General features: G+C 54.5%; 22 protein-coding genes. 9 read left to right on the top strand and 13 right to left on the bottom strand.

The window, feature by feature from the left end; genetic code table 11:
• The first annotated feature begins 81 nt into the window (after positions 1 to 81).
• The 5 genes from ACE99V_RS14145 (at position 82) to ACE99V_RS14165 (ending at position 3,821) form a co-directional block, all read left to right on the top strand.
• Entirely contained in the window at positions 82 to 603 is a 522-nt protein-coding gene (locus tag ACE99V_RS14145) for an ADP-heptose synthase (protein ID WP_400491782.1), read from the top strand.
• Positions 604 to 743: 140 nt separating this feature from the next.
• Positions 744 to 2,171, top strand: coding sequence for a MocR-like pyridoxine biosynthesis transcription factor PdxR (gene pdxR, locus ACE99V_RS14150; RefSeq protein ID WP_400491784.1), 1,428 nt, complete (start codon positions 744 to 746; stop codon positions 2,169 to 2,171).
• The gene (locus tag ACE99V_RS14155) at positions 2,168 to 2,908 is read left to right on the top strand and encodes an AzlC family ABC transporter permease (RefSeq protein WP_400491786.1); all 741 of its coding nucleotides are present in this window, start codon (positions 2,168 to 2,170) and stop codon (positions 2,906 to 2,908) included. The genes pdxR and ACE99V_RS14155 overlap by 4 nt, the downstream gene beginning before the upstream one ends.
• Complete coding sequence (locus tag ACE99V_RS14160) at positions 2,905 to 3,219, top strand: AzlD domain-containing protein (protein WP_400491788.1); 315 nt, start codon at positions 2,905 to 2,907, stop codon at positions 3,217 to 3,219. The genes ACE99V_RS14155 and ACE99V_RS14160 overlap by 4 nt, the downstream gene beginning before the upstream one ends.
• A 125-nt stretch (positions 3,220 to 3,344) precedes the next feature.
• On the top strand, positions 3,345 to 3,821 hold the full coding sequence (locus ACE99V_RS14165) for a chemotaxis protein CheW (protein ID WP_400491850.1): 477 nt from the start codon (positions 3,345 to 3,347) through the stop codon (positions 3,819 to 3,821).
• Between the two features lie 68 nt (positions 3,822 to 3,889).
• Here ACE99V_RS14165 and ACE99V_RS14170 read toward each other — a convergent pair whose 3' ends face one another.
• The 8 genes from ACE99V_RS14170 to ACE99V_RS14205 all read right to left on the bottom strand — a co-directional run bounded on the left by ACE99V_RS14170 (position 3,890) and on the right by ACE99V_RS14205 (position 11,256).
• Entirely contained in the window at positions 3,890 to 4,558 is a 669-nt protein-coding gene (locus ACE99V_RS14170; RefSeq protein WP_400491790.1) for a hypothetical protein, read from the bottom strand.
• A 101-nt stretch (positions 4,559 to 4,659) separates the two neighbouring features.
• Positions 4,660 to 5,238 carry an RNA 2',3'-cyclic phosphodiesterase gene (thpR, locus tag ACE99V_RS14175; RefSeq protein WP_400491792.1) on the bottom strand — a complete coding sequence of 193 codons (579 nt, stop codon included), beginning with the start codon at positions 5,236 to 5,238 and terminating at the stop codon, positions 4,660 to 4,662.
• A gap of 105 nt (positions 5,239 to 5,343) precedes the next feature.
• On the bottom strand, positions 5,344 to 5,832 hold the full coding sequence (locus ACE99V_RS14180) for a hypothetical protein (RefSeq protein ID WP_400491794.1): 489 nt from the start codon (positions 5,830 to 5,832) through the stop codon (positions 5,344 to 5,346).
• A 141-nt stretch (positions 5,833 to 5,973) separates the two neighbouring features.
• Complete coding sequence (locus ACE99V_RS14185) at positions 5,974 to 7,011, bottom strand: hypothetical protein (RefSeq protein ID WP_400491796.1); 1,038 nt, start codon at positions 7,009 to 7,011, stop codon at positions 5,974 to 5,976.
• The gene (gene surE, locus ACE99V_RS14190) at positions 7,008 to 7,802 is read right to left on the bottom strand and encodes a 5'/3'-nucleotidase SurE (protein WP_400491798.1); all 795 of its coding nucleotides are present in this window, start codon (positions 7,800 to 7,802) and stop codon (positions 7,008 to 7,010) included. The genes ACE99V_RS14185 and surE overlap by 4 nt, the downstream gene beginning before the upstream one ends.
• A gap of 75 nt (positions 7,803 to 7,877) precedes the next feature.
• A complete protein-coding gene (locus tag ACE99V_RS14195) occupies positions 7,878 to 8,861 on the bottom strand; it encodes a S8 family peptidase (protein WP_400491800.1) in 984 nt (327 codons plus the stop codon).
• Positions 8,862 to 8,936: 75 nt separating this feature from the next.
• A complete protein-coding gene (locus ACE99V_RS14200; protein WP_400491852.1) occupies positions 8,937 to 9,368 on the bottom strand; it encodes a tellurite resistance TerB family protein in 432 nt (143 codons plus the stop codon).
• Between the two features lie 97 nt (positions 9,369 to 9,465).
• Positions 9,466 to 11,256, bottom strand: a complete 1,791-nt coding sequence (locus ACE99V_RS14205; protein WP_400491802.1) for an SgrR family transcriptional regulator — start codon at positions 11,254 to 11,256, stop codon at positions 9,466 to 9,468.
• 111 nt (positions 11,257 to 11,367) lie between these two features.
• Here ACE99V_RS14205 and ACE99V_RS14210 point away from each other — a divergent pair, with 111 nt between their 5' ends.
• Positions 11,368 to 12,570 carry an MDR family MFS transporter gene (locus ACE99V_RS14210; RefSeq protein ID WP_400491804.1) on the top strand — a complete coding sequence of 401 codons (1,203 nt, stop codon included), beginning with the start codon at positions 11,368 to 11,370 and terminating at the stop codon, positions 12,568 to 12,570.
• A gap of 159 nt (positions 12,571 to 12,729) precedes the next feature.
• On the opposite strand, the gene ACE99V_RS14215 is transcribed toward ACE99V_RS14210, so the two are convergent.
• From ACE99V_RS14215 to ACE99V_RS14235, 5 genes are all read right to left on the bottom strand, one after another.
• Positions 12,730 to 13,527 carry an ABC transporter ATP-binding protein gene (locus tag ACE99V_RS14215; RefSeq protein ID WP_400491806.1) on the bottom strand — a complete coding sequence of 266 codons (798 nt, stop codon included), beginning with the start codon at positions 13,525 to 13,527 and terminating at the stop codon, positions 12,730 to 12,732.
• On the bottom strand, positions 13,520 to 14,452 hold the full coding sequence (locus ACE99V_RS14220) for an ABC transporter permease (protein ID WP_400491808.1): 933 nt from the start codon (positions 14,450 to 14,452) through the stop codon (positions 13,520 to 13,522). The genes ACE99V_RS14215 and ACE99V_RS14220 overlap by 8 nt, the downstream gene beginning before the upstream one ends.
• Before the next feature lie 18 nt (positions 14,453 to 14,470).
• On the bottom strand, positions 14,471 to 15,496 hold the full coding sequence (locus ACE99V_RS14225; protein WP_400491810.1) for an ABC transporter substrate-binding protein: 1,026 nt from the start codon (positions 15,494 to 15,496) through the stop codon (positions 14,471 to 14,473).
• Positions 15,497 to 15,600: 104 nt separating this feature from the next.
• The gene (locus ACE99V_RS14230) at positions 15,601 to 16,596 is read right to left on the bottom strand and encodes an ABC transporter substrate-binding protein (RefSeq protein WP_400491812.1); all 996 of its coding nucleotides are present in this window, start codon (positions 16,594 to 16,596) and stop codon (positions 15,601 to 15,603) included.
• A 153-nt stretch (positions 16,597 to 16,749) separates the two neighbouring features.
• On the bottom strand, positions 16,750 to 18,051 hold the full coding sequence (locus ACE99V_RS14235) for a hemolysin family protein (protein ID WP_400491814.1): 1,302 nt from the start codon (positions 18,049 to 18,051) through the stop codon (positions 16,750 to 16,752).
• Between the two features lie 488 nt (positions 18,052 to 18,539).
• On the opposite strand from ACE99V_RS14235, the gene ACE99V_RS14240 reads away from it, so the two are divergent.
• From ACE99V_RS14240 to ACE99V_RS14250, 3 genes are read left to right on the top strand one after another with little or no spacing between them, the layout of a single operon-like run.
• The gene (locus ACE99V_RS14240; protein WP_400491816.1) at positions 18,540 to 20,219 is read left to right on the top strand and encodes a DNA repair helicase XPB; all 1,680 of its coding nucleotides are present in this window, start codon (positions 18,540 to 18,542) and stop codon (positions 20,217 to 20,219) included.
• A 52-nt stretch (positions 20,220 to 20,271) separates the two neighbouring features.
• Positions 20,272 to 20,841, top strand: coding sequence for an RNA polymerase sigma factor (locus ACE99V_RS14245; protein ID WP_400491818.1), 570 nt, complete (start codon positions 20,272 to 20,274; stop codon positions 20,839 to 20,841).
• A complete protein-coding gene (locus tag ACE99V_RS14250) occupies positions 20,822 to 22,171 on the top strand; it encodes a hypothetical protein (RefSeq protein WP_400491820.1) in 1,350 nt (449 codons plus the stop codon). The genes ACE99V_RS14245 and ACE99V_RS14250 overlap by 20 nt, the downstream gene beginning before the upstream one ends.
• Positions 22,172 to 22,173: the final 2 nt, after the last annotated feature.

The raw sequence follows: 22,173 nt of genomic DNA on the forward strand, positions 1-22,173 counted from the left end.
AAACAAGTATTATCCTATGCTCGTCCGGGGTTGTTGTCAACAAGGGATTTCAGTATGATGGTAACGAGGAGGGTTGTCGAAATGCCGAAACAGTTCGTCATCGAAGCCATCATGCTGGCCATCTACGGGGAATTGATGGCTCCTGCAGAACCGGTTGAATACCTGATCCCAATGTCGACAATCTACGAATTGGACGAGTTCTACCACAGCCCTGAACCGATCATGCCTGATCCTGCCGACGACAAGCATGTCCGCAAAATCATGCGGGACATGATCGAGTTCTTTTCCGATCCGTTTAATCGAAAGCGTCTGGAAAAAAGCTTGATTGCCCCCTGGTCGTCCGTGACGTTCCCCTTCCAGAACGGGGTGACTCTGCGAGTGGTAAAAGTAGAAGACAACGCAATGTGGGGAGAGCTTTTCGATCCCGTAGAGACACAGCTTCTGCTCACCGCCATGCGATTTGAAACGCCGTTGATTACGGATCAGACGGATTGGCAGGATCGGATTTTGGAATACGTCGTGCCCGTTCAGTTTTACGATATTGACGACTTTGAATTTGCGTTGGAGCAAGGAATCGCCCTGAATGACCTGCGCGAGCCTTGATTCATCTCCTCAAACAGACCAGCAGCATGTGATAGCGGCTGGTCTGTTGGCTTTTTTGAGAAAAGAAATTGGCTCTTTTATTTATAGCCTCCTCGGCGTATAGTGAGAAAAAGAACAATATTGCAAAAAGAGGCGACATTATGGGGCGTAAACCAATTTACAACAAAGTGTACAATCAACTTCGCTACCAAATATTAAGCGGCGAGCTCCCAATTGGATCCTCTCTTCCGCCGGAACGAAAACTGGCGGAGCAGCTGGGGGTAAGCAGAAACACCGTTGTGCGGGCCTACAGTGAATTGGAAGCAGAGGGATTTGTTGCCGGACGAATGGGCAGCGGCCGATACGTGGAAGCAGTACCGCCATCCGCCTCCTGTTCCCGTTACGACTGGAACACCAGTTATGCCTACGAAAGCCTGAACGCCTATCCCTCTCATATGGCGGATCTGCTGTCCGTGGGTGACACGTACCCCAATACAATCAACTTTGCACAAGGACACGGAGGGAAGCATACTCTCGCCTCCTCCGGATTTATCGATTATGTGAAGGCAGCGGCGGAAAAGTTGGGCTCCTACTATTTTGCCTCTGTTCAGGGACACCCCCAGCTGAGGGAAGAGATCGTCAAGTTGATGAACATGGAGCAAATCTCGTCTCCTGACCAGGTAGTGGTCACCAGCGGCTCCCAGGAAGGACTCTATTTTATCGCCACCCTGCTGGCAAAGCCGGGCGATTGGATCGTCACCGAAATGCCAACCTATTTTGGGTCGCTTCAGCTGTTTCAATCGCTTGGCATGCAGGTGATCCCTATTCCCCTGGATGAGGAAGGCATGCGCATTGACGTGCTGGAAGGTGTGTTGGCGCGCTATCAACCGCGCTTCATCTACACCGTGCCGACGTTTCACAATCCGACAGGGTACACGCTTTCGCTCGCCCGGCGAAAACAACTGCTGGCGTTAAGCGATCGCTATCGCCTGCCGATCGTGGAAGACGACGCCTACCGCCACCTTCATTTGGCACAGGAACCCCCTCCGCCACTAAAGTCACTGGATCAGAGCGGCAACGTCATCTATCTGAACACCTTTTCCAAGATGCTGTTTCCGGGACTGCGGGTCGGATGGGTGGCAGCCAGCCGTCCGTTTGCGCAGCTTATGACCCGCATGAAGGAGTTGTCCATCACAACCAACATGCTGGGGCAGCAGGCTCTGGCTACCTACCTGCGGGATCAGGCTCTTGCTCCCCATCTGGCCAAAGCCCGGCTGGCGTACACGGAGCAGGCTGACATCATGGAGAAGCACCTGGCCGCCTTGCAACCGTACGGCGTAACATACGAGAAGCCGGAGGGCGGTTTCTACTTTTGGGTATGCATGCCCGAGGAAATCAACACCCGCAAGCTCATGCAGGAGTGCAGGTCACTAGGCGTTTCCTTTACCTGCGGCGACATGTTTCTCCTGCGGGAGGCGGAACAGCGCTTTATCCGTCTCTGTTTTACCCACGAACGGCCGGAGCAGATTGAGCGGGGCATGGCTCTGCTCGCTCACGTCCTGGAATCGCGAAAGGAGCACCTTGTATGAAGAGTTCTCATCTCCCCTCCTGGCGTCAGGGAGTGATCGACGCGCTGCCGATTACCGTCAGCATCGTTTTATTCGGAGCCATTTTTGGCATGCTCTCCCTGCAAACCGGACTAAGCCCGTGGGAAAGCGTCGCCATGTCATTGATCGTCTACGCTGGTTCTGCCCAGTTCACCGCCCTCTCCATGCTGTCGGAGCAGGCCGGCATGTGGGCGATCGTGTTGGCGACCTTTTTGTTGAATTCACGCCATTTTTTGATGGGGCTGTCCATGTCGCCGCACTACCAGCGATTCTCTCCCCTGTCCGTGAACACCCTGGCGTTTTTTCTCACGGATGAGCAGTATGCCATCACCCTGAACCGCTTCCGCCACCATGAAAGCGACATCCGCTACATCGCGGCGGTCAGCCTCTCGCTCTATGTCGGGTGGTGCGGCGGTACTTTACTTGGAACAGCGGCAGGCCAATGGATCCCGGATCCTGCTTCGCTTGGTCTTGGCTTTAGCTTTACCGCCATGTTTCTCGCCCTGGCCTACTACCAGTTGATCTCGCCGATTCGGATCGCTGCCTTTTTGCTCTGCGGCGCACTTGCCGTGGGTCTGGCGTTGGTGCTGCCCAGCGGTCTGCACCTGCTGGCAGCCGGTCTGGTTGCCTTTGCCATCGGGTATGCGCAGCCTGCGCCCGATTCGGATGATCAGGTTGAGGCGCAGCCGAAAGGGAAACAGGAGGTGGAATCAGCGTGAAGATCCTGTTGTTGTATCTAGGTATGGCGGCCGTCACTTATCTGACCCGCCGCGCTTTTCTGCGCTTGCCCAGCCGATTGCTATCCCCTCGATTGAAAAACGGTCTGACGTTTATCCCGGTAGGCATTTTCGCAGCATTGATCTTTCCGTCGCTGTTCGTGCAGAACGGACAGCTTGTCTTCCAACCGCTGTTCCTCGTGGCCGGCGTCGTCTGTCTGGTGGCGATGGCCATCAGCCGCAATGTCTTTGTCAGTTTCGGAGTCAGTCTTGCCCTGGTCGTCTTGGTATCGATCGGCGTCATTCCCGTATAAAGAGGCCTGACCAACCGCGTAGAATGGACTTTTGCACGTTGTTCGAAAATCTCTCTCCTGCTGTTTGTCCATGGTAAAATACGGGTATAGGAAACAAGGAAGAACGTTATCGGGGAGGACTCATGATGGAGACATTAAAGCACTACGGAGGGGCCCAATGGGAATTGGAAGGGGATACGGTCCAATCCATCCTGTTCAAGATGGGGAACGAGTACTACGGCCTGCCGATTTCGCTGGTAAAGGAAATTATCAAGCCGCTTCCGATTACCAAGTTCCCCAAATCGCCTCCGTTTGTCGAAGGCGTAATTGACCTGAGGGGACGGATTTTGCCGATTATCAATCTGCGCAAACTGTTCGGTCTGGAACCGCTGCCGCTGACAGACGACAGCCGTTTTGTCGATCTGCAAATGGACAGTCTGAGCATCGGTGTAGTCGTGGACGCGGTGTCAGAGGTAATCCGGCTCTCGCGCAAGCAGATTGAACCCGCTCCGCCGATCGTGGCCGGAGTAGAGGGCAAGTACCTGAGTGGCATAGCGAGAATGGATGACAAACTGATTCTATTGCTCGATCTGGATGAGATTTTTGCCCCGTGGAAAAAATAACCCAAACGAGACCGACCGCGTAGAATGAGCTCTACGCGGTTGGTTTTTTTCCGTGAAGGAAAGTTTTTTTACTCCCGACCGCCGCTCGCCAGATAGGAGTAGTTGACCCACATCATTTCTTCGATTCCAAGAATCTCTTTAAACAGATCGACAGAGTCGTACAGCAGCGAACCGCCCGTATCCTCGTCGATGTCGGTCAAAAGCTGAAGATCAAACAGGGAACGAAGCTGCTGCACCTGTTTGGGGCCGACGAAACGCCCAAAGCAGTGAGGACGAAAGCGTTTGAGTCCCTTCAACACTTCCTGCCGATAGTACTCCGAGTGGACAACCCGGTCCAGAATGTCTTCGTACTGCTGGCGCACCTCATCGTTTTCCACAATCTCTTCGATCAGATCGATATCGGGATACAGAAGGGCAAACTCCGACTCCGCCATCTCCACTTCCAGGGAGTAGCTGATCGTTGCCGATGATACCTCGTACCCACCGTCAAACAGCCGAAACCCCCATCCGCTGTCTTCTGAGTCGTGAAACCAGAGAAGCGGTACGCACTGGCTGGAAAGCTGAAGCAAAAAATGCAGCGTCTGTGCTGTCTCAATCCACTCGTCCTGCAGAAAGAACGCGTTCCACTCACTGTTCACGTTTTTGTGAAAGTAGGGCTGTCGGGATTTGGGCAGCGCATTCAGCACCTTCGGCTCATACTTGCGTGGGTATAGAACTCCGGTAGTAAACTCACCCATGAATTTTCCACCGCTTTCCGGCAAAATGACCTCTTCTCTTTTTTACCCGCTGCGGGTCTGGTGAAACGCACCTCTTCTTTATCAGTCTATTCACCAGGAGGTCATTCCTTTCCACCTTTACCAAACACACCGGTGTGAATTACGGTGTGAATCGCTCCTTTTGGCTGAAGCTCCGAACGATACAGGTGTACCCTCCCTACTCGCCACTGCGGCGGCTGCTCGATGAGGAAACGTTCATTCCACTCGTACAGAGGAAGACCGTCCTCCCCCGCATGCGGGCCGCGGGCCAGCGTGATGTGCGGACGATACTCCCGTTTGTCGTAGCTGAGACCGGGATGAAGGTCAAATCGCTTGCCCAACAGCATATGGAGCTGTTGAAGCGCCTTGATTTGCCCGCGCAATCCCAACCAGAGCACGCGAGGTTTTTGCGGATGCGGAAAGGCGCCGAAGTGCCCCAGTTCCAGGGTAAACGGTTCGATGATGGTGCTGACGATGTCCAGATCTTCCTGCAGTCGCGGCAGGAAAGCTTCCTCCACCTCGCCGAGAAAATGGAGCGTCAAATGCAGATTATGAAGCGGCTGCCAGCGATCTGCCCGGACAAGCTGCCGCAATGCGCGTTGGATACTGCCGAGGTATTCTACCGCATCATCCGGGATGTCCAGTGCCACAAACAAGCGCATGTCGTTAGGTTGCCTCCTTGCTCATATGATCCGGACGGGGATGAAAAAAGGCCCTCCGAGGTCGGGGAGCCGTCACTTTTTCACTCGTGGTTTTGGTGGACATTGTCACGCTGCCAAGACCTTACCGGTTAGAATTCCCAGTACGAAGCGGGTGTATTCGTACAGGTCGCCGGATTCCGGTCGATAAACAAACGACAAAGACAGTTCCACGTGGCCCACATGTCCGGCCGGCGGGATGTTCCAGAAGAGGTCGACGTCCCCGGAAAAGATTTCTTCAATGCGCTGCTTCTTGCTCTCAATGTCCAGTCCGGGATCGTAGGACAATGAAAATTTCATGCTTACGGGGAACGGTTCACACTGCGAGATCTGTTCATTCTGAAACTGCAGTTTGCCGCGGATGGCCACAACACCTGCCTCTCCCCACAAGGTGTAGTCCAGGAGCGCCTGAAAGTGCGGATGTACGTGAAGCTCCAGCGAAGGGAATCCGCCCTCGATCCGCAGCGAGAAACGTTTGGCCAGTTGGTCTACCTCCGCTTGAAAACAACGGGCGTGGTTGGAAACAACTTCAAACAGATAGGGTTGAACAGAGTACATCCTCGTCACCTCTCCCAGTCAATGGTTCTGTCCCTTCCTATTCGGATTTTCGCTTGTCGTTTCCTTTGTTGAAAGTTGACTAGTTTTACCATATTTTCGCGAAGGAGCAAACATTCCTCACTTTGGTTAAGTCAGAATGTTTCAGCAATAGGGGTTGGATAAGTGAGATAAAGTGCGAGCGTGAAGCGCAGCCAAATGACGCTGTGTCTCTTCATCCAGCTCAAGATGGTACAGTTTCCCGGATTCGTAGCGCAGAATCGGGTAGGCACCGATCGACAGCGGCACTCCTTCCTGCGTTTCCACAAACTCGGGGAGAGCGAACAGGAATCGGGTGAACGGGTTGGCCTCGTCCTCCGAAGTGTGAACCACCTCAAACAGATCAAACAGGCCGGGCGTGACAAACAGATACAAAAGCTCTCCCAGCTCCGCCGCCCAGACGGTAAAGGAGGAGGAACGCACTTCGCTGCGGGAATGGCGGCGCATGACCCAGACCGCCTGCTGAATGGTGCTCATCAACAGCTGCTGAGCCTTGTCCTCTCCGAGCTTCTCCCGCATACGACCGTAACGGAGGATGTACGCAACGCCTTCTGCAGTCAGTGTCTCGTCTGCCAGCGCTGTCGCCGGGATCGATGCAATGGCCTCTTCCCGTACCTCCGCCTCCTGCGGGAGAGCCTCCTCTGTGCCGTCGTACAGGTGGCGTATGTATCCTTCTGCCCGCGCCGCTTCTCCCGGGGTAAAGGTGATCGCTTCCGTATAAATGTGGGTGATCCGACCATCCTCAAAAGCGAAGTAGTGGAGCGGCGTCTCCGGCTGCTCCAGTACCTGCAGCGCCATGTAGCGGTCCTCCGCTTTTTTGATGTCGAACTTCAAGGGAAAGCCGAGGGGGTTGAGCGGATCTGTCAACGTCCAGATAATGGCCAGCAGGTGGTTCCGATACGTTTTGAACTCCACGGATACCGCATCACGGGTCGATTCACTGAAGGCGTCTACGCTTTCAAAGACGAGAAAAAGCTCGACCCCTCCCTCCCCGTTTACTCTGGCAAAATAAGGCAGACCTTCCCCTTCGACCAGCCGGTACAGGTCCGCAAAGCGGTCGCGATCCAGCACCTCTCCCAGTGTTTCCGCGGAAGGGGAAGCAAGCGAGGAATCAGGGGAAATCTGCGGACGAAACTGGCTCATACTTTCCCCCAGCCCTTCACCACAGACCAATTTGCCACCTGATCCAAAAGCGTCCGGTCCGTCGAGTCGATGTGAACCGGGGTAACGGTAATATAGCCCCGCTTCAGCTGATGGTAATCGTCTGCCGCTTCCTGATTCAGCCCCTCCGGATATTCCCGCTGCAGCCAGTAGCCCTCGTCCTCAAAATGGTACTTGTCCTCGTAGTGCGAAAGCGACAAGGGCGCTGCGGAAACACCGCGAATGTCCGCAGGTTTGCGGTGGGGAATGTTCACGTTCCAAAAGACGTCGGCAGGCAGTACCTGCTGTTTGGCCTGAGCGAGAAAGGTTTGCAAAAGCGGTCGGATGATTTCACCTACCTGACCGTAATCATCCTGCGCATTCCAGTTGTCGTACGACAAGGCCACACCAGGCACGCCCAGGATGACCGCCTCACGGGCGCCGCTGCAGGTTCCGGAGTAATAGATGTCCCGTCCCAGATTGGTTCCCACGTTGATGCCGGAGAAGACAATGTCCGGCTTTGTTCCTTCTTCGAACAGCAGGTAATAGGCTGCCTTCACACAATCGGCCGGGTTTCCGTTCACCGCCCAGGCTTTTACCGGCAAACCGTAAAACGGATGGGGGGTGGGATTAAGTGCAGTCCGATAGGTAACGCCGTGCCCGACCCCGCTTTTCTCCTCCGCGGGTGCCACCACGTATACCTCCGCGCCGTCCAGCGTCAACAGCGTTTCCACCAGGCGCAAAATGCCCTGGGCTTCAATTCCGTCATCGTTTGTCACAAGTATTCGTTGCATCTGGCGTTCCTCCATTCATCGTGGGCGCTGCTATTCTACGTTATTGTACCAAAAAAAAGAAAAAAGGGCCCGATCCTAGGATGGAGCCCTGCCTGCATTCTTAAACACACGCCCGTAACCGCGAAGGATTTGCCGGCCGCGGCCTTTGTTTTGATTCGCCAACATCAAGGCGTACAGGCCTGAGATGTGCGCTGCAGCCATGGATGTGCCGTCCAGCACCCGATAGGTCCCGTTCGTCCAGGTTGATTTGATACCCACACCGGGGGCGACGACATTCATGCCTCTTCCGCGAGAACTGAAGGAGGCCAGCTTGTTCTCCTTGTCGATGGCGCCGACTGCCACCACTTCTTTGTAGGCGGCCGGATATTCGAGCGCCCCGCCGTTGTTGCCTGCAGACGCAACCATGATGATACCTGCCCGAGCCGCCTGTTTGATGGCGTTTTGCATGGCGTAGTTGTTTTCCGATGTCCCAAAACTCATATTGATGATGTGCATCCCGTTCTCGACTGCCCAGTTGATGCCTTCCACAATGTCAGCGATGGAGGCTGTGCCGTCCGGGCCAAAAGCGCGGATATCATACAGCTCCACAGCAGGAGCGACGCCGACAATTCCCTTTTTGTTGGCAACGGCAGCAATCGTACCGGCTACATGAGTCCCGTGTCCTTCCATTTGGGCATAGCCCATGCCTTCGTTGGCAGTGACCAATCTTCCCTTCACCTGCCCCCGCAGGTCGGGATGCCGGCTGGAGATTCCGGTGTCGATCACCGCTACCTTGATCCCCTGGCCCTGGGTCTGATTCCAGTAGTTCGGTGCACCGACACGCTCCACACCCCAGGGAACTTCATCGGTCCGATGCAGTCGTACCTGGACGTTCTCAGAGACTTGATACTTGTTCTTGCCAATCAGCTTGCGAAATTCTTCTACATCGTCTTCCGGGACAATAACGGTGCGAAGCGCCCCGCACTGCCTCGTGTTAAGCTTTAACAATTCATTTTTTTTCAAGCAGTCAAGACAGAAGGAAAACGCCTTTTTTGACGGAAACGTAATAAGCTTCTGCACGCAACGAACCCCCCGGAGATAATCTGCTCTCCATAAGTGTATGTGCGTAGCAAATGCGGAGAGCTAGGCGAGTGCCTATTCTTCCACAATTTGTTTCCAGCGCTCCCGCCATTGAATCCCTTCGTAAATCCACTCTTCCACCTGTCGCTGCTTTTCGTCGGATATGCCGAGCAGGCAGGCGATGCGGCGGATTTGGTTCTCTTCCGCAGGCGACAGCTTGCGGTCCACCAAAGCAATCTTGTACAGCTGTCGCAACAAGGTAAGCTTTTCACTGAGAGCCATATCTGCCATGTCGGCCACAATCAGCTCAGGACTCTTGGGGTAATCCAGGTCGTCCATCAGAATCTGCCGTTCGCGCAGTGTAAAGTGTTCAGAGTTAACCAGGCCATAAATCCGGCTGGTTTCCTTTTCCCCCATATAGCCGTCGGCGTGTCCGACGCAAATCATCAGACGGATGGATGTGAACAACATGTGTTTATCTTTGTCTGTCTTTGTGTACAAGGTAATCTTCCTCCCAATCTCCTGCAATCCCTAACATTCTCCTCTAATCCATTATACGACGAAAAAAGAAAGCGGTTTCACATGAATTTTTGACAATCTTATGTTACCTTGTGGGCGATTTTACGAACACGCGGCGAAAGTCAACCCATCCGTGGGCGTCCAGGTGGATTCCGTGCAGACCGGGATGCGACAACACCTCGATCCGGTTGCGATACAGCGGAAGAAACGCACGCTCCTGCCAAAGTAGTTTTTTGATCCCGGCAATCGTGTCGGCGCGTTCCTGCGCGGAATTGCTCTGCAGCATTTCACTGACCAAGGCATCCAACTTGCGCATGAAATCGGAAGACAGATGATGTCGCAGGCTGCCCGTATCACCGTACAGGAACTCAACAAGGGATAACTCCTCCCGTTCGTCCACCGAGGCGCTGTCCAGTATGAGGTCGGCCTCCCGTTGTTTTGCCGGGTCAGCAAGTTCCCGAGGAGATCGGAAGCAGACTTCAACCGGGATGTCAAAACGGGCGCAGCGTTTTTGGATCCAGTTGGCGTCCTCGGCGTGATCCGGATCCGGATAGGTATATAGATGAAGCGTTTCCCCGTCGTAGCTGCTCTCTTTTTGCAATCTGTGGACGAAAGCCCCGTCCGAAGCGGCGATTGGAAGGACGTCCGCCGCTTCACGTGAGCCGCCCAATTCCCGGATCATGGCATGCGGATCGAGAATGGAGGCAAGCAGCCGTCTAAACGAAACCGACTCCAGGGGACCAGACTTCGCCATGTTGAAGCTCAGGTACTGAAAACTCTGTTCCGTCTGAACGGTCGACATCCAGGAAGAGGGAAACAGCTGACTTTCCTGTGCATCTGCAGAGGCGTAAGCGATTCCCAGCGCCTGTTCCCCGTCCGCGATAGGGAGTTCCGGAACAACCCAAATTTCAACCCGATCCAAAAAAGCCCGTTCACCGAAATACGCTTCAAACGCCTCCAGGACCAGCATCGAGTCATCGTTGCGAACGACGCGGAACGGTCCGCTTCCAACCGGATAACGCCGGAATTCATCCCCCATCTGCTCCGTGTAATCTTGCGGAACGATTGCCATGCACACCTTGCTCAGGTAATGGAGGAAAAGTCGGTTTGGTTCGCGCAGGCGTACCCGAACGGTGCTGTCGTCTACGGCCATTACCTCCTTTATCCCTTTCGCCATCCAGCGATGAGGCGAGCGCGGTTCAGCCTCTCGCAAACGCAGGAGGCTAAAGCAGACGTCGGCGGCTGTGAGCGTTCGACCGTGGTGAAACAGCACGCCCTTTCGCAGGTAAAAGGTCCACTCTTGTCCGATCCCATCACTTTCCCAATAGAAGGCGAGCCGAGGCACTATTTTCCCTTGGTTCGGGTCGTAGCAAACAAGGCAGTCAAACACATGTCCTACCAGATGGGCCTCGGAATAAAGCAGTTTATACACGGGATCAAGTACGGGAAATGGACTGCTGTAACACAACCGCAGGGTGTCCACTCTCCGCTGTCCCTGTCCGCTCTGATGCAAGCCAAACTGGCTGTTCATCCAGCGTTGATAGCGATCAGCCAGCTGCGGCAGCTCTTCTCTATACCGCTCAACAATGGTTCTCGACGCCTGAATTTCTCCCATTTGTACCCGTTCCTTGGCGACAGCGAAAACCAGGTCCTCCGGGCGGTAAAAAAACGTGAGCGAGGATCGTTTTCCCCTGCCGCGCCCCGGTTGCCAGTGAAGCCAGCGATGTGTCTGCATTTTTTTCACGGTGATCGTGGCGTTGCGCAGCGTGCAGCAGAGAATCGATGCTATCTCCTCCAGGGAGAGCTCCATCTCCAGAGCGACGGATGCGCCGGGGCAGAGGCGGTATAGTCGTACATATTGGTCGAGCAGTAGCATGGGAAGCCTCCGAAAACATGAAAAATTGGTAAGCTAAATCGTACCCTTTTTTGCTCCCTTTCGCCAGCGTAAAATGGGGCAAAATCGTCCATTGGAAGAGAGGATGCTGTTATGTTCCGCACACCTGTTGCCTCATGGATCACGCAATACCCCTCCATTCTCTGGATTCGCCTGCTCGGGGAGTTGTTGACCTGTTTAACCGGCAGCATGATCACCCCGTTTCTGGTGCTCTATCTGCATGAAAAACTGGGTGGCCATGTCATTTTGATCATGCTGGTCATCGGACTTCAGCCGCTAACCGAAATCGTCATGACCCTCATTGCCGGAGGCGTAACCGATCGCTTTGGAAGAAAGCCTGTCATGCTGGTCGCTTTGGCACTGCAAGCCGCTGCGATGCTGGGCATGGCGTTCGCCGGCAGCCTCGCCGCCTTTGCCTGTATGTACGTCATGAACGGAGCGGGGGGAGCTCTGTTCACTCCCGCCGGCCGCGCCCAGCTGGCCGATTCCATTGGTGAAAATCAGCGAGCGGAAGCATTTGCGTTGTTGAGTACAGCCGGCTATATCGGTGCTGCTGTCGGACCGCTGTTCGGCGTCTTTCTCTACCGGTACGATCCGTCCCTGGCCTTTGCCTGCGCTGCCCTCTCCCTGGGGCTGTACGGATGTGCCATTTGGAAAACAGTGCCGGAGACTGCGCCGTCTCAAACGAATGGTGAAACGGAGCTTTGGAACGAGCCCGAAGAACGGCCCTTCCCGTTCCGGTTTGCCCCTTGTCGAGGCATATTGACACTAATGGTGTTGGCTTTGCCGATCAGTCTGTTTTACTCCCAGACGGAATCCAACTTGCAGCTGCATCTGAAAAGCTCGTTCTCCGATTATGTGCCGTTATTGGCCTGGATCGCCGCAACGAAAGGTGTCCTCGCCATCTTGCTGGAGTTCTGGCTGGTCAGACGGACACAGCATCTGCCCGCCGACCGTCTTGTGGTGTTCGGCTATCTCTGTTTCGCTGCCGTTTCCATGGGCTATGCCTTCTTTGACAGCGTTTTGCTGCTCTTGGCCCTGCAGCTCATCTTTGTTCTTGGAGAGAGCATCGGTCTAACCCAGCTGTTAACCCTGGTCTCGCTGCAGGCACCGGCTGCCATGCGGGGGAGGTACTTCTCCCTTTTTGGGATGCATTGGGACATATCCCGAACACTTGGCCCATCCCTCGGCAGCCTGGTTCTTCTGAACTTCGGCGGTGAAGTGCTGTTCGTGCTGACGGGACTTCTCCTTCTCGCCGGAGCCTACGCCCAGCACCGCTTTCTCGCCGGAAAATAACCCACCTGGCAGCTGCTATCCTCAACCCGCTCGGCGTTAGCTATCGCTGAGCCGAGTGGGGTCCCTTTCTGCGCCGGGCAGGGCCCCGAACACTTTCTTAGTGGCTGCACGAACATCAACAGCCTCCCCGACAGCAGTACGGGAAGGCTGTTGATTCTCTTACGCCAAAATGTAGCGGTCCTCATTGAACGACTCTCCGCCGCGGGCCTGCTCAAATGCCCGCAGCAGATCCTGCGGCGTCATCTGCATCTTTTTCTCCTGCGGAATGTCGAGAATGATGCTTCCCTCGTGCAGCATCAGGAGACGGTTCCCCATCGTGAGCGCCTGCTCCATGTTATGAGTGACCATGATGGTTGTCAGTTGATGCTGTTCCACGATTTTTCGGGTCAGATCGACGATCAGCTGTGCCCGTTTGGGGTCAAGCGCAGCTGTATGTTCGTCAAGCAGCAAAATTTTTGGCTTGGTGAAAGTAGCCATCAGCAAGCTGAGCGCTTGCCGCTGTCCTCCCGAGAGGAACCCCACTTTCGTCTTCAGCCGGTTTTCCAGCCCCTGGTCCAACAGCTTCAACTGTTCCCGAAACAATTCCCGCTTCTTGTCATTCACCCCGAAGGAAAGCGTGCGGCGCTGTCCGCGTGAATAGGCGATCGCCAGGTTTTCTTCGATGGTCATGTTCGGTGCGGTACCCGCCATCGGGTCCTGAAAGACGCGACCGATGAAGGCGGCCCGTTTGTGTTCACCCAGCTTGGTTACGTCTTTCCCGTCGATGACAACGCTCCCCTGGTCTGGGATCAAACCGCCGGAAATGATGTTCATCAGGGTGGACTTGCCCGCGCCGTTGCTGCCGATGACGGTGATGAAATCCCCGGGAGCGACGTGCAGGTCGATCTGCTTTAGGGCAATCTTCTCGTTCACGGTACCTTCGTTAAATACTTTTCGCACCTGGGAAATCTTAAGCATCTGCGTTCGCCTCCCTCGGCCCTTTTTTCGGCTGATTCTTCCAGACGCCTTTGGCCACCGCAGGGACAGTCAGCGCAATAATGACGATCAGGGCGGTAATCAGCTTCATATCCGACGGATTGAGACCCGCTTGCAGGGCCAGGGCGATCACGAGCCGATACACGATGGAACCCAGGATAACCGCTATGGTCGCCCGGAAGATGGAGGAACTGCCGAACAGCACCTCGCCCACAATCACGGAAGCGAGCCCGATGACGATCATCCCGATCCCCATGCCGACGTCGGCAAATCCTTGATACTGCGCGATCAATGCTCCGGAGCCGGCTACCAGCGCGTTGGACAGAGCCAGACCAATGATCGTCGTGGTGTCCGTGTTGGCGCCGAAGCTGCGGATCATCTTCGCGTTATCGCCGGTTGCCCGGATGTCCAGTCCCAGATCGGTGTGCAGGAACCAGTCAATCCAAACTTTCACCAGCGCGACCAGAACGAGAAAGACCAGCGCCACTCCGGTGATGAGTGTGATGCCTCCCACGACCAGGTTGGGTACGCCAAGATCCTGGACGAAGGTATACAGCGTTTCTTCCCGCAGCAGCGGAAGGTTGGCCCGCTCCATAATTCGCAGGTTTATGGAATACAGACCAATCATGGTAAGAATGCCGGCGAGCAGTCCGTTGATTTTTCCTTTCGTAGTAAGCACGCCGGTAAATGCCCCTGCCGCCGCTCCGGCCAACAGGGCCAGAACAGTGGCGAGGAGCGGATTTGTTCCGTCGATGATCAGCTTGGCAGCCAGGGCTCCCCCCAGTGCAAAGCTGCCGTCCACGGTCAAATCGGGAAAGTTCAAAATGCGAAATGTCAAGTAAACACCCAGGGCCATGACGGCAAACAACAAGCCTTGTTCAATCGCCCCGTGCAATGCAATCCCCATAAATTCCTCCCTGCTTTCCTATTGCTCGACCACTTCAGCGGCGCGGTCCAGCATGGCTTGCGGAATGGTTACGCCCATTTTTTCCGCCGCCTTCTTATTGATAACGAGCTTCATTTCGGCCTGCTTTTCCACAGCCATGTCAGCCGGCTTCGCTTCCCCCTTGAGAATCTTTACGGCCATGTCGGCGGTCTGTTCGCCCAGCTTGCCGTAATCAATGCCATATGTTGCAATGGCACCGCTCTTCACGGAGTTCTCTTCGCCGGCGACAACCGGGATTTTTTGCGCTTCTGCGACAGCCAACACCGCAGAGATGGAGGAAACCACCATGTTATCGGTCGGAACATAGAAGGCGTCTACTTTCCCGACCATCGATTCGGCGGCTTGCTTCACTTCTGTCGGGCTGGTGATGGCTGCTTCCTGAATGGTCAGGCCCAGCTTGTCGGCGACCGCTTTTGCCGCATCCACCTGTACCTTGGAGTTTACTTCACCGGAGTTGTAAATGATACCCACAGTTTTTGCCTCCGGTTTCAATTCTTTTACCAGCGCCAGCTGCTCTTCCACAGGGTTCATGTCAGTCGTTCCGGTTACGTTGCCTTCCGGTTTCTCCATGGATTTCACCAAACCGGCCGCTACCGGATCGGTGACAGCGGTAAACACGATCGGAATCTCCTTCGTCGTCTGGGCAGCCGCTTGAGCGGTCGGCGTAGCAATCGCCAGAATCAGGTCAACCTTGTCGCCCTGAAACTTTTGCGCGATTTGAATGGCCGTGTTCATTTCGCCCTGCGCAGATTGGACGTCGTATACCACCTGCTTGTCTTTTTCGTACCCATTTTTGGCCATCTGGGCAATAAATCCTTCCCGCGCCGCATCCAGAGCAGGGTGCTCCACGATCTGCACGATCCCCACTTTTACTTGCTTGCTGCTGGCAGCTGGTGTGTTTTGGTTGTCAGGCGCTGTTGAACTTTGCTGCCCACACGCGGTAACGGACAAAAGTGCGAAAGCACAAAAAAATGACTGTAATGCATTCCATTTTTGTTTACGCATCAAGAAACTGCCCCCTAGAAGAAAAATTTTATTAATTTTAACATAACTAAATCATTTTTAAAAGAATAAAAAGAGAGCAGCTTGTGCTCTCTTTTTCACGTTGCTTATTTCACGATTTCTTTGGCACGCTTCTTGATTTCATCCGTCAAAGAGAGCCCGAATACAGCGGCCGCCGTTTCGTTGATATACAAATCCGTCTCTTTGGAAACTTCCACCGGTGTCTCGCTTACAGGCTGTCCCTTGAGAATGCGGGCAGCCAGTTCGCCCGTCTGTTTCCCCATTTTATAGTAGTCGATGCCATAGGTCGCAACCGCTCCCCGTTTTACCGTGTCGACATCGGACGCGAATACGGGAATTTTCGACTGCTCCGCTACTCCGAGCACCGCTTCAAACGAAGAGACGACCGTATTGTCGATCGGAATGAGAATCGCCTCGACCTTGCCGACCAGGGACTGGGTTGCCAGCTGAACCTCCGACAGGCTGGAAATGCCGGCTTTTACCACTTCAATGCCATTCTTCTTGCCGGATTCCTCCAGATCTTTCACCTGTACCTGCGAATTGACCTCGGAAGTGGTGTAGACAACGCCCAGTTTTTTCAGATTCGGCAGGAATGTCCGGATCAGATCGAGCTGCTGCTCCATCGATACCTTGTCCGAGGTGCCGGTCACGTTTTTGTCCGGCTTGTCCAGCGAGCTTACCAGCTGGGCCGAGACCGGATCCGTCACCGTACTGAATACCACCGGCTTGTCCGTGATGGCTTTGGCGACCGCCTGAGCGGACGGCGTCGCAATCGCCACCACCATGTCTTTTCCGTCACCGGCAAACTTTTGCGCGATGGAAACGGTATTGTTCATTTCCCCGTGGGCATTCTGAAAATCAATCTCCAGGTTTTTTCCCTCTTCATAACCGGACGCTTTCAGTCCGTCCACAATTCCCTGACGCACCGAATCGAGTGCCGGGTGTTCCACAAACTGGGTCAATCCCAGCTTGATCGTTTGCTGGCTCGCGGGCGCATCCGCCTTTTGAACCGCGTCGTTTCCACACGCTGCCAGGGTCATTGACAGACATGCAGACAGAAATAGACTTGCTGCTCTTCTCATCTCAACTTCCTCCTCTAGGCTATCGCTATACGAAACTGGTTTCGATTATAGCATATTTTTAGGAAGTGATATAGTTTTTTCATATATGGTAAAATCAGGTTGTAGCGGCCGACGTGATCCTGCATGCCGTATTCCCGGGATAAACCCTGTCAGCTACTGTCCGGTGGGCTGCGGGTTTACCTTTTTGATGTAGACCCTGGTAATCCGATAGTGATCCACTTCCCCGACGATAAATTCATATCCGCCCTCCCGCACGACGTCGCCCACTTTTGGCGGATGGTCAATCTGCATGTAAATCCAGCCTGCCAGGGTGTCCACTTCACTGGCATCCAAAGACAGATCGAGGTAATCGTTTACCTCCTCCAAGAGCATCCTGCCGTCAAACGAGTACAAGCCGTCCTTTTGTTCAATTTCCGGTCGTTCGTCATCAAACTCGTCCTGGATGTCCCCGACGATCTCTTCCATGATATCTTCCAAGGTGACCAGCCCTGCGGTGCCGCCGTACTCGTCAATCAGGATCGCCATTTGGCCGCGCTGCTTCTGCAGCATGGTTAACAGACGGCTGATCGAGATCGTTTCGGGGACGGTCAGGATCGGGCGCATCACCCGTTCCAGACTGTCCGCCTCGCCTTGCAGCACGCTGGTCAGAAGATCCTTGATGTGCAAGCTGCCAACCACGTGGTCTTTGTCGCCGTCCACTACCGGATAGCGGGTAAACCGCCCGTTCTGCACCAGCTTGACGTTTTCCTCGTAGGAATCGCGGATGTTTACTACCACCATGTCTGTGCGCGGGACCATGATTTCGCGTGCCATCGTTTCGGAGAAATCAAAGATATTGTCAACCAGCATCAGCTCCGTTTGATCAATCAAGCCGCTTTTGTGACTTTCGTTTACCAGGATGCGAATTTCCTCTTCCGTGTGGGCATCCTGTCCCGGTTCCATGCTGATGCCGAACAACCCGAGAAACTTGGCCGCCGACCAGTTCAAGAAGGTGATGAAAGGGTACATCACTTTGTAAAAGAGCTGGATGGGACGGGCAACCTGCATCGAGACCCACTCGGAGCGCTGAATGGCCAGTGATTTGGGCGCCAGTTCACCCAGCACGATATGTAGAAACGTAATGATGGAAAACGCAATAATGAATGATATGGTTTCAACTGCTGCCTCCCCCAAACCGAAGTAGGCAAACACGGGGTGCAGCAGATGAGCGATGGCCGGTTCCCCCAACCAGCCCAAACCCAATGAAGCCAGCGTGATACCGAGCTGGCAGGCAGAGAGGTAGGCATCCAGGTTGTTCAGCACTTGTCCGACGTTTCGCGCACGCTTGTTCCCCTCGGCGACCAGCTGGGTAATGCGGGATTCACGCACTTTCACCACTGCGAATTCCGTGGCTACGAAGAAGCCATTGAGGAAGACGAGGAATAATACCATGAACAAATGGAAGATCGTTATCATGCCGTCCGCTTCTCCTTCCACCATTCTCCCCGTTAGTGTAACCCACCGATGAATAAAAAAAACCGCTTGGCAATCGCTTCACGCTTTGCCGGGCGGGGGCCATATAGAATGAAAGCCCTGGTCCGCTCTTCCATCGAAGACCGTCCAGGGCTACTGTTGCACCAAACTTCTATTCACTTGTATGCCTTCCTTTCCCACCTGGTACTTCGGTTACGCTTGCCTTCCTGCTGCTGGGCGTCGGATCACTCTCCTTGCCTTCAGGATGGATTCGGCATTGTTCGCTCCTTTTCCTAGGGTGTAAGCGGATTCATCGAATCGCTTGTAGTTTTATTTTATTTACTTTTCTGAATGTTGTAAATACAGCTGGCGAAAAATACTTCGCCTATGATTTCTATGTTTCTCCAACTGAAATTGTTACCCGGCTGTTTTCCTTTCATTTGGGAATTGTGTTACGATGTTCCTAGAAAATTCACTCAGAGGTGAGCTGTGTGTCGTACCGTCCGCAACTGCCTGTTATTGTTCAGAGCGACCGTACCGTGCTGCTTGAGGTTCAAAACCCGTTGTTTGCGGAGGCGCGCAATGCCTTGTCGGGGTTTGCCGAACTGGTAAAAAGTCCGGAGTACATACATACCTACCGCATTACGCCCCTTTCCTTGTGGAATGCGGCGGCAAGCGGCCTCACCGCCGAGAAGGCAATTGAAACCCTGAGTATGTATAGTAAATACGGGGTTCCTCCCTCCATCGTAAAAGAAATAGAAGACTACATGAAACGGTACGGACTGATCCGTTTGGAGCGTGCCGATGACGATCTTTTGCTCGTCAGTGACGACGCGCAGCTGCTGTCCGATCTGATGAGCTACAGACAGCTGCAGCCGTACATGGAGGAACAGCCAAACCCTGTGACCTACAAGCTGAAGCCGTACAGCCGCGGCTTGATCAAACAGGAGCTGATTCGGCTCGGTTACCCCGTTCAGGATCTCGCCGGTTACACCACAGGGGAAGCCTGTCCCGTCACCTTGCGGGAGATGACTGCGCAAGGCACCCCGTTCTCCCTGCGTCCTTACCAGCGCGACGCGGTTGACTCCTTTTACGCGGGCGGTTCTGTCACGGGCGGCAGCGGCGTGCTCGTCCTTCCCTGCGGTGCGGGGAAGACCGTGATCGGTCTGGGAACGATCTGTGAAGTTCAGACTGCCACGCTGATCCTCACCACCAACACAACGTCGGTCCGGCAGTGGGTGCAGGAACTGGTCGACAAAACCAGCATTGATCCCTCCTTGGTGGGCGAGTACACCGGAGAACGAAAAGAAGTGAAGCCCATTACCGTGGCTACCTATCAGATCCTGACGTACCGACACAAGACCGTTGAAGATTTTCCACACTTATCGTTATTGACCGAACGCGATTGGGGACTCATCATTTATGATGAGGTTCACCTTTTGCCGGCACCGGTGTTTCGCATGACGGCGGGCATTCAGGCAAAACGCCGGCTCGGTCTTACGGCGACGCTGGTCCGGGAAGACGGCCGGGAAGAGGACGTCTTTTCTCTCGTGGGCCCGAAAAAGTTCGAGATGCCGTGGAAAGCACTGGAGGAAACAGGCTGGATCGCCGGGGCGCACTGCCAGGAAATCCGCCTGCCGATCGAACCGAAGCTGCGCGAAGCGTACGCGCATGCCAGTCCCCGTCAAAAATACCGGATCGCAGCGGAAAACCCGCGCAAATTGGAAGTGATCCGGCAGCTGTTAAAACGGCACGAGCACGATCAGATCCTGATCATCGGGCAATACCTTGATCAGTTGGAACAAGTGGCGGATGCCCTGCAGGCGCCGCTGATTACCGGCAAAGTGCCGGAGCGGGAGCGGGAATTGCTCTACGATCGCTTTAAACGGGGCGATGTGAAGCGGTTGGTCGTCTCCAAAGTGGCCAATTTTGCCGTCGACCTGCCGGATGCCAACGTCGCCATTCAGATTTCCGGAACGTTTGGTTCCCGCCAGGAAGAGGCCCAGCGTCTGGGACGGATTTTGCGTCCCAAGCAAGGTGACAATGAAGCGCATTTTTACACCCTGGTTACCCGGGATACGCGTGAGCAGGAATTTGCCCTGCACCGCCAGCTGTTTCTGGTGGAGCAAGGATACCAATATGAAGTCATAGAGATGGAGACGCTCCTATGAAACGTTTTTCAAAACGGTACGTCTCATAAAGGGAAGGGAGGCCGGAGATTCGATGCAATCCGACGCCGAAATCATCCAGCGGATTCTCCAGGGCGAGGTTGAATGCTACCGCGACCTGATTCAGCGGTACCAGCATATGATCTTCGTTTTCATCTACAAAATGGTGAACAATCACACCGACGCGGAAGACTTGACTCAGGAAGTGTTTGTGAAGGCGTACGAAAAGCTGTCCACCTTTCGGGGAGACAGTCAGTTTTCCTCATGGCTGCACACACTGGCGAGAAACAAGACCATCGACTTCATCCGCCGCCGCAAGTTTCACGATTCCGACGAACAGCTTGCCTATGTGGCTTCCCAGGCTCGCGATGAATCACCGCAGGAATCGCTTATGAGCAAGGAACAGCGAAGGGAAATCGAGGAAGCGTTCGCGATGCTCTCCGACTCCTATCGGGAAGTAATCGTGCTGCGCTGTACGCATGAATATCCGTTTGAAAAAATCGCCTCCCTGCTCGGCGTAGCCGAGTCTACCGCGCGCGTCCGCTACCTTCGCGCCCGCCAGGAACTTGCAAAACTGCTAAACCGTAAGGAAGGAGGGCTCGTTCATGAACTGCCAGGAATTTAGAACCGCATGGTCATATGATACGGACAATGCCGCTCTTTCCCACATCGAGACTTGTGAGGAGTGTATGGCCTGGTTCGAAGCGAACTTGACAAGCGACGAGGAGGTGCAGTTTTTGAAAGAATTTCCCCAACCTTCCGCGCAACTGGAAGAACGCATCATGCAAGCCATTTACCAGACGGCAGGACAAGGCGCCGTTCCGCCGCTCACTGCCACCGTCCAGAACCTTAAAGCGTCTCCGCGAAGCCGCTTCATACGCTATTCGGGACTCGCTTGGGCAAGTGCAGCCGGCTTCCTTCTTGCGGTAGGACTGCTTGGCTACCAAACCATGACAGGTACAGACCAACAATCGGCAAGCATGAACATGGCGAAGGAGTCTGTTGATTCCAAAAGTGCGGGCAGTGCTGCCGCCCCCGAAGCGCAAGCGCCAGCCGCAGCGCCTGCTGCTGAACCCGGAGCGGAACGTGCAACCGTTCAGACAGTACCGGCTGCTGTAAAAGGTACAACTCCTGATGCCTCTCCAGCACCGAAAACGATTCCGACGGTTACGCCACAAAGAGACGCAGTGCCTCCGGCAGCACCGTCGGCACCGCCGACAGTGCCGGAACAGCAGCGGACGCTCATGGCAGCACGCAATAACCAATCAAAAGCATCGGTAGCGGGACCACCGCAGCCTTCTCATGAAAAAGCCGCATTGTCTGAAGCGGAGAAAGCGGACGATCCGGCCGCCCTTCAACCTGTTCCGCCGGTCAACGGAAAAACCTCCTCCGACGAACCGGTAAACGCCATTGCTTCCTTGCCGGAACAGCCGAATTCTGCGCTTGCAGACGAAACATCTCCCACTGTCGGTCCGCCGAACGTTACCCTGCTAAAACCGGAAATCACGCTTTCGTCTTTTACCGACGTGGAGACAGCCGTACAAGCATCTGACATGCCTGTTCCAACAGTCGACACCCTGCCGAGCGGCTTTGCGCTCGCTGACATCTCCTTGCAGTATGAATCGGAAACGAGCAAACACGTCACCCGGGTAACATCCGAATACAAGCGGGGCACCGATTGGATCAAGGTGGAAGTCGTACACAATACACACGGTAAACGAAGCTTGTCCATTCCGGGCACGTTTATTGACACGCAGCTCTTCACCATCGACAAAGAGCAGGCCATTGCGGTCTCCTATGATCCACAGGGAGCGCCGCCCGAATCGTTCATTCAGCACGCCGTCCATTTCAATGCGCTGAAAGAAAACCAATCGCTGTACGTCGTCCTGACCGCAAACGGCATCCGTCTTGACGCATTGATCGAAATCGCAAAGAATTTGGGATGGAAAAAATAGGA

Origin of the sequence: Brevibacillus soli, from assembly GCF_044759095.2 — a bacterium.
GTDB lineage: Bacteria > Bacillota > Bacilli > Brevibacillales > Brevibacillaceae > JBIYSM02.